Below are 13,143 nucleotides of genomic sequence, written 5' to 3' on the forward strand. Positions count from 1 at the left end.
GCCCGTGCATCAGGCATCAGAAATCGACGGTGGCCGACAGCAGGGCGGTGCGCGGCGTGCCCAGCCCGGAGCCGAGGCTGCCCGCCCAGTACGCTTTGTTGGTCACGTTCTGCACGGTGGCGCGCAGCACCAGCGGATGGCCGGCCGCTTGCGTCGCATAGCGGGCACCGAGATCGAACACGGTGCGGCCCGCCACCCACTGGCTGTTGTCAGCAGTGATGTAGCCCTTGGACAGGCTGACCGCATTGCCGGTGAGGGTGAGGCCGGCCACGGTCGGCACATCCCATTCCACGCCCAGCTTGCCCTGCCATTGCGGTGTGGCCGTCGCCAACCGGCCTTCGTTGATGCCGCCCTGGGTACGGGTCAGCTTCGGCTGCAGCCAGCCGATGCCACCGAGCAGGCGCAGCTGTTCGGTGGCCTGGCCGAACACGGTCCATTCCACGCCCCGGTTACGTTGCTGGCCGCCGAACGAGAACACATTGGTGGTCGGGTCGGTATAGGAGCTGGGCTTTTCGATCTCGTACACGCTCAATGCGCTGGCCAAGCGGCCGAAGTCGAACTTGGCACCGGCCTCGCGCTGGCGGGTCTTGAACGGCGGGAACACGTCGCCCGCGTTGGCGGCGGTTGCCGGGGCGGTGCTGCCCTGGCTCAGGCCTTCGATGTAATTGGCATACAGTGACAGGCGGTCGCTGGCCTTGAACAGCAGTGCACCGGCCGGGGTGTTGGCGCTGGCGTCGTAGCGTGCGGTGCGCTTGCCTGTGCCGCCATCGAAGGTATCGCTGAGCACGGTCTGGTGACGGATGCCCAGGGTCAGCTGCACACGATCATCGATGAAGGACAGCGTATCGGCGATGCCGAAGCTGGTGGTGCGCACTTCCGCGGTCTTCGGCAGCGACGCATCACTGAAGCTGCGGTCGATGGCAGGGCCCCACTGCGGGTTGTAGATATTGGTTACCCAATCGCGGGCCAGCAGGTTGCGCTTGAAGCCGAACTTCTGGTCGTGCTGGTACCAGGCTGCACTGATGGCCAGCGCGTGATCGACCGCGCCGGTGCGGAAACGCGCCGACAATCCGGCTTCGACGGTGTCCTTGCTGTAGATGAAGCGTTGGTGGGCGAAGTTGTTGCGGAAGTCGCCGGCGGTGTTGGTGATCAGCGTGGTGGCACTGGCGATGGAGTCGAAATCGGTATGGCCGTGGCCGTAGCTGGCATGCGCCTGCAGGTAGTCATTGATGTCGAACGACCAGCGCAGTGCGGCGGCCTGGTCCTTGACGGTGCTGAAGGTCCAGTCCGGTGCAAACAGGGTGCTGGCTTTCGGCGGGCGGGGCACGGCCAGGCCGGGCGCCAGCGAGACGCCACGGTTGAGGCCATCCACATGGTCGCGGCTGCTGAACAGGTCCAGCGACACCTGCGAGCGCTCACCACGCCAGTCCAGGCCGAGCGATGCGAGCTGCGTCTTGTGCTGCTGGTGGTCGGTGGCGGTGTCGCCGTCGCGGTGCACGGCATTGAGGCGCACGCCGAACTGCTTGTCCGCGCCGAAGCGGCGGCCGACATCCAGGTGACCGCCCCACTGCGCGTCGCTGCCGTAGCTGGCGGTGAAGCGGGTCAGCGGCGTGTCGCCGGCACGCTTGGGCACCACGTTCACCGCACCGCCCACCGAGCCACCGGGCGGCATGCCGTTGAGCAGCGCGGACGGGCCCTTCAGCACCTCGATGCTCTCGGCCAGTTCGGGAGTGACGCGGTAGTAGGGGATCAGCCCGTACAGGCCACCAAAGCCGATATCCGACGAGGCGACACCGAAACCGCGGATGTTGAAGTAGTCGGTGATGCCACCGCTGGAGCCACTGTTGTAGACGCTGGGGTCGGTCAGTGCGATGACCCGCACCAGGTCCGGCGCCTGGATGTTGTCGATGAAGTCGGCGGTGTAGCGGGTGGTGTTGAACGGCGTGTCCATGAAGTCGAGCTCGCCGAGCAGGCCGACGCGGCTGCCGCGGGCCACTTGGCCACCGGCGTAGGCATCGGTAGGCGTGGTCTTGTCGGCGCGCACGTTCACTGTGGGCAACTGGCGGGCGCCATCGGGTGCATCGTTGGCGTGCGCGGCGATGGCGATCAACAGGGTGGGCAGCAACGCTGCACGGGCGGCCAGGGACAGCGCCGAGCGGCGTGGGAGGGGCAGGGTTCGCAGGGGGAGGGACATGGCGGTTCTCGTGTGGTGGGTCGTGCGATCGGCCAGCACGGCGCCGTCTGTGACCTGCAGGGGCAGGACGACGCGGGCTGTGGAATGGCTGGCAGAGGGCACGGCACTGCCGCTGTGGCAGTGCTGCACGCGAGGTGCGTGGGCGATCTGTGGCTGGGTGGAACGAAGCGCGGGGCGCGGATACTGCGGGGTGGATCAGATATCGTCGGCGAGGTCGTCGAGGTCCTGCAGGCCACCGCCGCGTGCCAGCACGCGCTCGTAGTTGCGGCGGCGACGCTGGTCGGTCTCGGTGGTGGTCTCGCCACGTTTCCAGTAGCCGGCCACGGCAACGTCGCTGCGTGGCAGGCCGACCGTTTCGATGAAGTGGCGGCGCAGGGCACGCATTTCCTCGCGCTCGCCGGCCGCCCAGACCGTGCTGCCGGGCTCCGGCCGCAGTTGGCGCGCCTGCTGCAGCAACGGCACGTCACCGGTGGCGAGGCGGAGCACGCGGACACCTTCAATGGCGGGCAGTTCGTCTACCGGGAATGCATCATCCGAGGCGATCCAGGCCTCTGCGCGCAGGTCGGCCGGCCACTGCTGCAGCAATGCAAACAGGGCAGGGATGGCGCTTGGGTCGGCGAACAGGAGGGCGCAGGTGCCCTCGCGCTGCGGTACCTGCAGATGGGGGCGCGGTCCGGTCAGATCGAAGGCATCACCGGGGCGCAGCGCACGTACCCAGGCCAGCATCGGCCCCGGCGCCTCGTGCAGCACTACGTCCAGGGTGAACTGGCGGGTGTTGGGATCGAGGCTGCGCACGGTGTAGATCCGTGACACATCGCCGAACGTGGCGCCGAGCTGGATGCGCACGGCGGTGTTGGCACGCTGCCAGGGCGCGAGTTCTGCATGTTCCGGCAGCTGGACCACGAGGCGCAGCAGGCTGGCGCACGGCTGTGCAACCGCGACCACCTGGACCTGCAGCGCCTGCAGGCCGCGATCATGGTCGGCGCCGCGCAGCGGCCCGGCCGGGGTGATTGAAGTGGGGGACGCGGACATCGACAACGATCCTGGACACTGCAAATGCGAATTATTTACATCATATTAAACTAAATTGATCGTGCCGTAACCGGGGCCTGTCCACGGACCGCAGCGACGCGTTGACCGCGGCGTCGCTGCGGTCCACCATGACAGCCCTTGCCCGCGCACCGCGCAGGAACCGTTACCGCATGGCTGCACCGAAAAAGACCGCTGCCCGTGGGCGACCGCCCACCATCACCCGCGAGCGCATCGCCGACGCCGGCATTGCCATGACGCTGCCGGGGCTGAGCTTCGTGGGCGTGGCGGCGGCGCTGGGGGTCAGCCACATCGCGCTGTACAAGCATGTGGCGAATCTGGCGGCACTGCGCGAGCTGGTGGCCGAGGCGATCTTCGAGCGTTGGCAGGCACCGGCACTGGATGCCGCTGGCCGGCGCAGCATCGAGGAGGATCTGCGTGCGTTCCAACGTTCACTGCGGACGCTGGTGGACGGGAATCCGGGCCTGGCGCCGTTCCTGGTCAGCCACGGCGCGAAGACACCGGAGATGCTGGCGCGCATCCAGCGCCACCATGCCGAATTCAGCCGCGTGCATGATCTGCCGCTCGAGCAGGCGGCGTGGCTGCTGTCGACCGTGGCCTATCACGCCGTGGCGTTGGCCGACACCGTGTACTCACGCCATGCGGTGGTGGATACCACGCGACGCCCGCTGGATCGGAAGGCGCAGGAGGCCGAGTTCGACCGCAGCATGGAAGCGTTGATCATCGGTGCATTGGCGATGTGCGGGCGCACGGCAGCCTCCGGGTAAGCCCCATTCCAGGTTGGCGCCGTTGCCGTGGTAGTGGCTAACCTTGGTTGGCCCCGCGATGTGTCGGTGCCCACCAAGGTGGGCGTCTACCGGTCAAGCGGCGTCCTTGCGCTCAGCATCCTCCATGCCGGGGCTGACGCGGCGGCCGATGTCCTTCCGCGAGGTAACCGCCAATCCTGGTTGGCACCGTTGCCCCGGTAGTCGCCAACCTTGGTTGGCGCCGCGATACATCGTTGCCCACCAAGGTGGGCATCTACCGGTCAAGCGGCGTCCTTGTGCTCCGTATCATCCATGCCGGGGCTGACGCGCCGGCCGATGTCCTTCAACCGCGCCAGCTGATCCACCATCGACGGTGCATCATCCAGGCTGCCGACGAACGTCCACAGATAGGTCATCACCGCATACACATGGCCCGGGGTAACCCCGTCGGTGGTGGCGAGACGGCCGATGGTGAGCGCGAACAGCACCGCTGCCGCTGCGCCAACGACCACGAAGGCACCGGCTTCGCGATCGGAGAGCAGGATGCGCAGCCGCGACAGCGTGGTGTAGTGGCGACGCAGCACCGAGGGACTGACCCGGTCAACCAGGCGGATCTCATGCTCCAGCCGGTTGTTCAGGCGTCCATGCAGCTGTTCGTTGCGGCGTGCGAACGATGGCAGCAGCAACAATGCACCCAGCAGTGCGACCAGGCTTGCAGCGCCCACCAGCGGCTCGATCGCCAGCAGCATCGCTGCCGCACCGAACATCGATACCAGCGCGGTGGCGATGATCGGCACGTGCTTCTCGAAGAAGTCGACGAACTCACGGGCCAGCACAACGCGCGCGGCTGAGGTGGAGGTGGCCTGGCCCAGCCTGCGCTGTGCTTGCACCACGTTCACCGCCAGGTCGGCATAGATGCGGGTGAAGGTACGGGTATCGACCGCACGGCGGGCGGCACCGACCAGCCAGAACAACAGCACCACGCCGGCGTAGGAGATTGCGTGGCCGATGTCGCCGCGGATGATCGCGTCCACCGCGAAGCCGGCAAACAGCGGATACGCCAGCAACAGTGCATTTTCCATCGCCACCAGCGAGAACGTGCCGGTGAGCTGCCACGGGTAGGTGCGCAGGATGGCCTTGAGGGTGGCGGCCGCGTTCTGCTGGCCGATGCTACCGGCGGCGGCCGCCGGATCGTGGGGGTGTTTCATGGGGATGCCTGGGCAAAGTGGAGACAGGGCAGGGGGCTGGATACCTGCCGCCTCCCTGGTCACGCCCAGTATCTGCAGCCCTTTGGAGCGGGCATGGAGGGACGATGGAGATTGCGTGGAGAAATCGGCGCCGTTCAGCGATGCGAATGCCCACCAAGGTGGGCCGCTACCAGAGCAGCGTCTGCCGCAACCTTGCGCCCTCAACGGCGCGCATGCACTGGCCAGCGGATCTCGAACGAACTGCCACCACGTTCGGTGGCCCGGCACTGCGCTGTTCCGTGATGGGCAACGGCAATCGCACGTACTACCGCGAGGCCAAGCCCGGAGCCACCGCTCTGCCGGGAACGCGAGACATCGGTGCGCTGGAAGGCCTCGAAGATGCTGTCGCGCAACTCGTCCGGCACGCCGGGGCCGCCGTCCTCCACCGCTACGGTGCAATGGCCTTCGGCCAGGGTGACGGCCACCCGCAGCGGGCACGGAATGGCATGCCGCCGCGCGTTCTCCAGCAGTGCCAGCACGGCCTGGCGGATGCGTGCGGGATCGCAGTCGGCCAGTGACGGGCGCGCATCCACGGTCACCGAGAAGCCGCTTTCGGTCAGCGCTTCGGACATGGCTTCCACCACCGCGGCCACCTGCACGCTGACATCGCTGCGCTGCAGGCGAAGATCCAGATGACCACTCTCGGCCAGGCTGACCACGCGCAGGTCCTCGATGATCCGGGTCAGGCCTTCCAGCTGGGTGAGCATGCTGTTGAACTGCTCCGGCCCGGGCTCGAATACCCCTTCGGCAATGCCCTGCAGGCGGCCGCGCAGGATGGTCATCGGCGTGCGCAGTTCGTGCGCGATCGCGGCGTTCCAGAACACCCGGTTCTCGGACATCCGGTTCAGCCGCTCTGCCATGGAGTTGAAGTCGCTGACCAGCGTGGCGGCTTCGGTCATCGAGGTATCGCCACCGCGTGCACGTGCCTCCAGATCACCGCTGGCGACCCGGCGCAGGCTTTCGGCCACCGAGTTCAACGGGGTAATGATGCGGCGGGTCAGGCGCGAGGCGACCAGCGTGGCGAAGATGACGACAACGGAGGCGGTCAAGCCGATCCACAGCCACTCCAGCCCCGATGGCATGATCGTTTCCGGCTCGTCGTACCAACGCGGGTAGAACACTTCCATCAGGTAGTAGAACAGGTAGAAGCCGCTGATCGACAGCACCGTCGAGCACAGCGAGGCGACCGTGATGGACAGCGTGATCTGGCGGCCGATGCTCTTGCCTTTGGGGTTCATCATTCAGTCCAGGAAACGGTAGCCAACGCCACGGATGGTGGCCGGAATGCCGATGACGCCCACGTCCTCCAGCTTGCGGCGCAGCTTGCTGACGTGGCTGTCCACCGTCCGTTCCTGCGCATCGCCCTCGGGCAGGCAGTTGTGCAGAAGATCCAACCGGCTGTGCACCTGGCGTGGTGCGCGCGCCATGTGTACCAGCAGGCGGAACTCGGTGAGCGTGAAGGTCAGCGCGTGCAGTTGCTCATCTGTGCGCACGGTCACTTCATGGCTGCGCAGGTCGATCTCGAACGGTCCCTGGCGGATCACCCCGCCGGGCGCATCGCTGGGTTCTCTGGCACTCCGCCGCAGCACCGCCTGGATACGGGCGACGATCTCGGCCGGATTGAATGGCTTGGCTACATAATCGTCAGCGCCGACGCGCAGGCCGGTCAGCTTGTCCACGTCCTGGTCGAGTGCGGTGAGCATGATCACCGGCGTATTGCCACGCCTGCGCAGTTCGCTCAGCACCTGCCATCCATCCATCCTCGGCATCTGCACATCCAGCAGCACCAGATCCGGGCGTAGCTGGCGATGGCTGGCCAGGGCCGCCTCGCCATCGACCGCGCGGACGCTGCGCAGGCCGGAACGCGCCAGGTATGCACCGAGGATGTCGGCGATCTCGCCTTCGTCTTCGGCAATCAGGACCAGGGGCGCCTGGCGCATGCGGGTATCGGGTTTCATTGCGTGATGCGGCTTTGGAAAGTGAGCAGGTGAGGGCGAGGGCGATGTCAGTGGCGAGGTCATCGTCGGCGTTCCATGGCCTGTGCTTCCTCGTTGGCGGCCCAGGCCAGCGTGGCCAGCACCAGCGTGCGATGCAGCGACGGCGCCAGCGGCCGCCCTTCGCGCAGATTCCGCGCAGCGAGGGCGGATAGCGCTGCCGACAAACGGGCCCAGCGCGATGCCATGTCCGCCGCATCCACCCGTGCCTGCAGGCGGGTGGCCATGCGCATGATGGCGCGGAGGCGGAGCGTCATCTGGGTGGCGACCAGCAGGGTGGCGAGGGCGAGCGGCAGATGCAGCGTGGCACCGGCGGCGGTTGGCTTCGTCTCCGACGAGACCGCCAGGCCGATCAGCGCCAGCGAAGCGGGCGATCCGAGGCGGCTCGCGTGGCCTGGCCCATCGCTGCGGAACCACAGCAGGGCGGCAGCACCGAAGCCTGCCAGCAGGGGCGCTAGCACATGCGGACTGGCCAGCGTCCAGGCCGTGGTCGATGCCAGCACCAGGGCGAGCAGCCACGGCGCAGGCGCGCACCAGGCCAGGTAGGCACGACACACATCGATCGACGGCAGGTCTGGATGGGGACGGAGCACGATGGGCAGGCAGTCGGCAAGGTTGCCGAGGCTAGCCGCCATTGATGGAGACTCGGTCGAGATTGTGTCGAGATTGCGTGGACACGGATCGACTGGTTCAGCCGCCGGCGGCGTGCCTGAACGGCTGCCGGATCTCCATGCAATCTCCACAGTGGCTCCAAGAAACGTCCACCCCTGGCTTGCAGACTGCGGCCTCAGCGGTCGCACTGGGTGGCCGCCCGCAGCCGGGCGTTTCGATGAACAACCGCAGGATCTGGACCATCGCCGCAGCCGTGGCTCTCATTGCGGGCGCCGCCGGCTGGTGGGCCTTTGCAGACAGCGATGATGCCGCGCTGATCACCGCGCCGGCAAGGGTGGCGGATCTGGAGAAGACCGTGCAGGCGGTGGGCCGGGTCCATCCCAAGGAGCTGGTGGCGGTGGGTGCGCAGGTGTCCGGCCAGGTCAAGCGCCTGCATGTGGTGCTGGGCCAGCGCGTGCAGGCCGGCGACCTGATTGCCGAGGTCGACTCGCAGCCGCAGCGCATCGCCTTGCGTAGCGCCGAGGCGGCTGCCAATACGCTACGTGCCCAGCATGCCGCCAGCCAGGCCCGTTACGTGCAGGCCGGCCGCGTCTACGAGCGGCAGTCGCAACTGGTGGCGTCGCGCCTTGTGTCACAGGAAGGTTTCGAGGCCGCGCGAGTGGCACGTGATACGGCGCGCTCAGAGATGGCCGCGCTGCAGGCGCAGATCGACCAGGCCGGGACCCAGGTCGAAACCGCGCGGATCAACCTCGGCTATACCCGCATCGTTTCGCCCAGCGACGGCTACATCGTGGCGATCGTCACCAAGGCCGGGCAGACGTTGAATTCGATGCAGACCACGCCGACCATCGTGATGCTGGCGCAGATGGATACGATGACCGTGCGCGCCGAGATCGCCGAGGCTGATGTCGAGCTGGTCGCGCCCGGTCAGCCGCTGTGGTTTTCGACACTGGGGCCGAGTGGCCGCCGCTACGAATCCCATCTGCAGCAGCTGGAGCCAGCGCCGTCGACGATTGCCGATGTGGCCGGCAGCAGTGCGGGTGGCTCGGCGCAGACGCCCAAGGCGGTGTACTACGCCGGCCTGTTCGATGTGGCCAATCCGGGCCTGAAGCTGAAACCGTCGATGACGGTGAAGGTCACCCTGCAACTGGCACGTGCTGCCAACGCACTGCAGGTGCCGTTGACCGCATTGACCGAATCCGAAGACAAGGACAGCAACCGCGGCACGGTGCAGGTGGTCGATGCCAAGGGCCGCGTCACCGAGCGTGAGGTCAGCACGGGCTTGCGCACTGCTACGGCGGTGCAGATCCTGTCCGGGCTGAAGGCGGGTGAGAACGTGGTGGTCGGCCAGGCGCCCAGCGGCGCTGAGCCGGAAGCTGCCAGTCTGCTGGGGATGTGAGCATGGCCGACGCTCTGCTGGAACTGCATGGCGTATCGCGCGCCTATCGCTCGGCCGCCGGTGAAGTGGTGGTGCTGAAGGATGTCTCGCTGCGTATCGACGCCGGTGAGTTCATCGCCATCATCGGCCCGTCCGGTTCGGGAAAATCAACGCTGATGAACATCCTCGGCTGCCTGGACCGGCCGACCGAAGGCAGCTATCGCGTCAACAGCGAGACCACCGAGCAGATGGCGCCGGATGCGTTGGCCCGGCTGCGCCGCGAGCACTTCGGCTTCATCTTCCAGCGCTACAACCTGATGGAGAACCTGAGCGCCACCGAGAACGTGGCATTGCCGGCGGTCTATGCGGGCGTGGATGCAGAGACGCGCACCGCGCGTGCCCGCGGGCTGCTGGAAACGCTGGGCCTGGGCGAACGCACCGCGAACCGACCGAGCCAGCTGTCCGGCGGCCAGCAGCAGCGCGTGTCGATCGCCCGTTCGTTGATGAACGGCGGCGCCATCGTATTGGCCGACGAGCCGACCGGCGCGCTCGATCACGCCAGCGGCCAGCAGGTGATGGCCGAACTGAAGCGCCTGCATGGGCAAGGCCACACGGTGATCCTGGTGACCCATGACGCTGCAATTGCCGCACATGCCGGCCGGGTGATCGAGATTGCCGACGGAAGAGTGGTCTCCGATCGCGGTGAGAGGGCGCCGGTGGTGGCGCCCGCTGCATCCATCGCCGAACGCGGGTCGTCCCTGATCGCCGAGCGCCGTGCACGCCTGGACGCGGTGCGCGAGGCCGCGCGGATGGCGGTGCGTTCGATGCTGGCCCATCGACTGCGGACCTTGTTGACGATGCTCGGCATCATCATCGGCGTGGCCGCCGTGGTGACCGTGGTCGCGCTGGGCAAGGGCGCGCAGGCGCAGGTGGAATCACAGATCAACGAACTGGGCGCCAGCACGCTGGAGATATTCCCCGGCGCCGATTTCGGCGACCCGCGCTCGGCGGAGATCGAGACACTGGTGGTGGGCGATGCCGACCATCTGGCCGCGTTGAGCTACGTGGACAGCGTCAGCCCCAATCTGACGGGCTCGGTGGCAGCACTGCAGGGCAGCCGCCGTGCCAACACCCAGGTGCAGGGCGTGGGCGCGGACCTGCCGCGTGTGCGCGGGCTGCGGCTGAAGGCTGGGCGCTTCTTCACCGATGCCGAAGTGGATGCGCATCGTGCGGTAGGCGTGGTCGACCAGAAGGCGGCCAAGGCGTTGTTCACCGGCAACCCGATCGGCAGTACGGTGCTGTTGGGCGGCATGCCGGTGGAGGTGATCGGGGTGGTGGGTGCAAGCGCCTTTGCCGGCGGTGCGACGCCGACGGTCTACGTGCCGTACACCTCGGCCGCCTCACGGCTGCTGGGCAGCCAGCGCCTGGAGAGCATCACGGTACGGGTGCGCGACAACGTGCCGACCACCGCCGCCGAAGCCTCGCTGGCAGCCGAACTGCAACGGCTGCATGGGCGGCGTGACTTCTTCATCTACAACGCCGATCAGATCCGCAAGGCCGTGATGAAGTCCAGCCAGACCATGGCGGCTCTGGTCTCCGCCATTGCCGCGGTGGCGCTGGTGGTGGGTGGAGTTGGGGTGATGAACATCATGCTGGTGTCGGTGAAGGAGCGCGTGCGCGAGATCGGCGTGCGCTTGGCGGTGGGTGCGCGGCAGGGTGACATCCTGCGCCAGTTCCTGATCGAGGCGGTGCTGATCTGCCTGTTCGGTGGCGTGCTGGGCGTGCTGTTCGCGTTCGGGGTCGGTGCGCTGTCCAGCCTGCTGTCGCTGGGTGTGCCGTTCCTGTTCACGGCGGGGCCGGTGCTCGCCGCGCTGGCATGTTCGTCTGCGATCGGGCTTGGATTCGGCTACTTCCCGGCGCGCAGTGCCGCACAGCTCGACCCGATCCAGGCGTTGGCAGCGGAGTAGGCGCAGGCCCGGTGCAGGCATTTGTGGAGCCGAAGGCAACGGCAGGAGCCGTTGCCTTCGGCTCCACAGGAGCAGCCTCAGGATGAGGGGCGCGGATGCGTGCGCACGCGTGCACGCTCGCGATACAGACGGCTGTCGGCGCGCTGCAGGGTGTCGGCCACCGTCTCGCCGGGTGCGTGGTGGGTCGCGCCCAGCGAGAAGGGTGTGGGTGACTGCCCGGCATGCTGCGCATACCACTGCTCCAGCGTGGCCAGCCGTCCCGGTTCCGGTGCAGTCAGCACCACCATGAACTCGTCGCCACCCATACGCACTACGCTTTCCATTGACCCCAGTGGAGCGCGCAGGAAGGCGGCGAACTCGACCAGCACCGTGTCACCCCGTGCATGGCCCTGGGTGTCGTTGATCTGCTTGAAATGATCCAGATCGAACATCAGGCAAGCCCAAGGCTGGTCGATCAGTTCGTCCAGGCGGGGCAGGAAGCGGCGGTTGTAGCTCTGGGTGAGGGGATCCTTGAAGGACATCTCGCGCAACTGCTGTTCCTGCATCCGCAGTGCGGTGACGTCCTGCGCATGGCCGAGCACGTAGGGTTGGGTGGCCTCGTTGTCGAGCACGTTGTGATACGCCCAGAAATGCCGGGTACCATCGGCGGCGATCAGCTCGATGACGCCGGCATCGGTGTGGTTGACTGCGATGCGTTCCAGATACGCCTTGAACGCGGCCCGCTTCTCCGGCGGCATCAGGTCGCACAAGCTGCGCCCGATCATGTAGCTCTCATCGAAGCCCAGTGACTGCACGGCCGCTGGGTTCACCGAGGTCAGCACGCCCTCCAGCGTGTGGGTGCAGATCAGGCCAAGGCTGTAGTGGAACAGCCGCCGGTAGCGGGTTTCGCTGGCTTCCAGTGCATCCAGCGCGGCGCGCTCCTCGGTGATGTCCTGTATGGCCCCGACCAGCCGCGGCCGGCCATCGACCTGCTGCCGGCCTCCAACCACGCGGGTCCAGATGGCTCGTCCGTCGGCGGTGGTCATCGGCAGCTGCACCTCCCACGACGTGCCTTCATCGATGCAACGCTGCACCGCCGTGCGGATGATGTTTCGGCTGTCCTCGCGATAGAACGAGAGCGCAGTTTCGAGCGTCGGTTCAAAGTTGCTGCGCACGCCGTGGATCTGCTTGGTTTCGCGGGTCCAGCGGACCTCGTTGCTGACCAGGTCCATTTCCCAGCCACCCACCCGGGCCGCGCGGTTGGTGCGCTCCAGGAAGTCCTCGCTGCGCTTCAGCTCACGATGCAGGGCCTTGGCCTGGCCGACCTGTGCCATCAAGGTGCTGCGCTGTTCAAGCACCTGGGTGGTGACCCGGGCCAGATGCACCATCAGTTCGCGTTGCGAAGGCGACAGCACACCGGGCATCGGGTCGAGCAGGCACAGTGTTCCTATGCGCGCGCCGTGCGCCGAGCCCAGCGAGATTCCCGCGTAGTGACGGATGCGCGGGCCGCCGGTCACCAGGGGATTGGTGGAGAAGCGAGGGTCCTGGCGCGCGTCCGGAATCTCGAACAGCGTGTCCTGCTGTATGGCATGGGTGCAGAATGAAATCTCGCGCGCGGTTTCGCTGACACCTTCCAGCCCGATGTTGGCCTTGAACCACTGGCGCTCGTCGGCAACAACTGAAATCAGAGCCATGGTCATGCCGGTAGCGGCACGCGCGGCGGCGACGATCGCATCGAAAACAGGCTCTGGTGGCGTGTCGAGCAGGTGCAGGCGGTCGAGTTCAAGCAGTCGTTCGGCTTCGTCCATGGCACTTTTCAGGGCGGGGTGGCGAGGGCGGGCGCGGCGGCAGTCAGGTGCTACGGTAGTGCGAACCTTGTTATGTATCGCCACCGACGGGTGATGCCGACGTGAGTCCAATGGGTGCCACGACCACCTTGTGATCGCGCGCACATATTGCTATTGGCCAGCGTTGGC

General features: G+C 67.0%; 10 protein-coding genes. 3 read left to right on the plus strand and 7 right to left on the minus strand.

Annotation, left to right across the window (positions count from 1 at the left end; all coding sequences use genetic code 11):
- Window positions 1-16 precede the first annotated feature (16 nt).
- The gene (locus AC0Z6F_RS08210) at window positions 17-2,194 is read right to left on the minus strand and encodes a TonB-dependent receptor (protein WP_012511172.1); all 2,178 of its coding nucleotides are present in this window, start codon (window positions 2,192-2,194) and stop codon (window positions 17-19) included.
- 195 nt (window positions 2,195-2,389) lie between these two features.
- Complete coding sequence (locus AC0Z6F_RS08215) at window positions 2,390-3,226, minus strand: siderophore-interacting protein (protein WP_012511171.1); 837 nt, start codon at window positions 3,224-3,226, stop codon at window positions 2,390-2,392.
- A gap of 170 nt (window positions 3,227-3,396) precedes the next feature.
- Here AC0Z6F_RS08215 and AC0Z6F_RS08220 point away from each other — a divergent pair, with 170 nt between their 5' ends.
- The gene (locus AC0Z6F_RS08220; protein WP_012511170.1) at window positions 3,397-4,011 is read left to right on the plus strand and encodes a TetR/AcrR family transcriptional regulator; all 615 of its coding nucleotides are present in this window, start codon (window positions 3,397-3,399) and stop codon (window positions 4,009-4,011) included.
- Between the two features lie 260 nt (window positions 4,012-4,271).
- Here AC0Z6F_RS08220 and AC0Z6F_RS08225 read toward each other — a convergent pair whose 3' ends face one another.
- From AC0Z6F_RS08225 to AC0Z6F_RS08240, 4 genes are all read right to left on the minus strand, one after another.
- The gene (locus AC0Z6F_RS08225; RefSeq protein WP_012511169.1) at window positions 4,272-5,198 is read right to left on the minus strand and encodes an ABC transporter six-transmembrane domain-containing protein; all 927 of its coding nucleotides are present in this window, start codon (window positions 5,196-5,198) and stop codon (window positions 4,272-4,274) included.
- Between the two features lie 200 nt (window positions 5,199-5,398).
- Window positions 5,399-6,475 (minus strand): ATP-binding protein, encoded by a 1,077-nt coding sequence (locus AC0Z6F_RS08230; RefSeq protein ID WP_012511168.1) that lies wholly within the window; start codon window positions 6,473-6,475, stop codon window positions 5,399-5,401.
- A 3-nt stretch (window positions 6,476-6,478) separates the two neighbouring features.
- Entirely contained in the window at window positions 6,479-7,195 is a 717-nt protein-coding gene (locus tag AC0Z6F_RS08235) for a response regulator (protein WP_012511167.1), read from the minus strand.
- Between the two features lie 59 nt (window positions 7,196-7,254).
- The gene (locus tag AC0Z6F_RS08240; RefSeq protein ID WP_012511166.1) at window positions 7,255-7,866 is read right to left on the minus strand and encodes a hypothetical protein; all 612 of its coding nucleotides are present in this window, start codon (window positions 7,864-7,866) and stop codon (window positions 7,255-7,257) included.
- Between the two features lie 194 nt (window positions 7,867-8,060).
- On the opposite strand from AC0Z6F_RS08240, the gene AC0Z6F_RS08245 reads away from it, so the two are divergent.
- Both AC0Z6F_RS08245 and AC0Z6F_RS08250 read left to right on the plus strand, forming a co-directional pair.
- On the plus strand, window positions 8,061-9,242 hold the full coding sequence (locus AC0Z6F_RS08245) for an efflux RND transporter periplasmic adaptor subunit (RefSeq protein WP_012511165.1): 1,182 nt from the start codon (window positions 8,061-8,063) through the stop codon (window positions 9,240-9,242).
- 2 nt (window positions 9,243-9,244) lie between these two features.
- Window positions 9,245-11,188 (plus strand): MacB family efflux pump subunit, encoded by a 1,944-nt coding sequence (locus AC0Z6F_RS08250; protein WP_012511164.1) that lies wholly within the window; start codon window positions 9,245-9,247, stop codon window positions 11,186-11,188.
- A gap of 77 nt (window positions 11,189-11,265) precedes the next feature.
- Here the strand turns inward: AC0Z6F_RS08250 and AC0Z6F_RS08255 are convergent, their stop codons facing one another.
- A complete protein-coding gene (locus AC0Z6F_RS08255; RefSeq protein ID WP_012511163.1) occupies window positions 11,266-12,975 on the minus strand; it encodes a sensor domain-containing diguanylate cyclase in 1,710 nt (569 codons plus the stop codon).
- Window positions 12,976-13,143 lie beyond the last annotated feature (168 nt).

This window comes from Stenotrophomonas sp. 1L-E-5-B-C3, from assembly GCF_057292075.1.

Excerpts from the sequence above, each read along its gene's own strand:
- AC0Z6F_RS08225 (WP_012511169.1), bottom strand. The coding sequence starts at position 5,198 with ATGAAACACCCCCACGATCCGGCGGCCGCCGCCGGTAGCATCGGCCAG.
- AC0Z6F_RS08250 (WP_012511164.1), top strand. The coding sequence starts at position 9,245 with ATGGCCGACGCTCTGCTGGAACTGCATGGCGTATCGCGCGCCTATCGC.
- AC0Z6F_RS08255 (WP_012511163.1), bottom strand. The coding sequence starts at position 12,975 with ATGGACGAAGCCGAACGACTGCTTGAACTCGACCGCCTGCACCTGCTC.
- AC0Z6F_RS08230 (WP_012511168.1), bottom strand. The coding sequence starts at position 6,475 with ATGAACCCCAAAGGCAAGAGCATCGGCCGCCAGATCACGCTGTCCATC.
- AC0Z6F_RS08220 (WP_012511170.1), top strand. The coding sequence starts at position 3,397 with ATGGCTGCACCGAAAAAGACCGCTGCCCGTGGGCGACCGCCCACCATC.
- AC0Z6F_RS08240 (WP_012511166.1), bottom strand. The coding sequence starts at position 7,866 with ATGGCGGCTAGCCTCGGCAACCTTGCCGACTGCCTGCCCATCGTGCTC.
- AC0Z6F_RS08215 (WP_012511171.1), bottom strand. The coding sequence starts at position 3,226 with ATGTCCGCGTCCCCCACTTCAATCACCCCGGCCGGGCCGCTGCGCGGC.
- AC0Z6F_RS08235 (WP_012511167.1), bottom strand. The coding sequence starts at position 7,195 with ATGAAACCCGATACCCGCATGCGCCAGGCGCCCCTGGTCCTGATTGCC.
- AC0Z6F_RS08210 (WP_012511172.1), bottom strand. The coding sequence starts at position 2,194 with ATGTCCCTCCCCCTGCGAACCCTGCCCCTCCCACGCCGCTCGGCGCTG.
- AC0Z6F_RS08245 (WP_012511165.1), top strand. The coding sequence starts at position 8,061 with ATGAACAACCGCAGGATCTGGACCATCGCCGCAGCCGTGGCTCTCATT.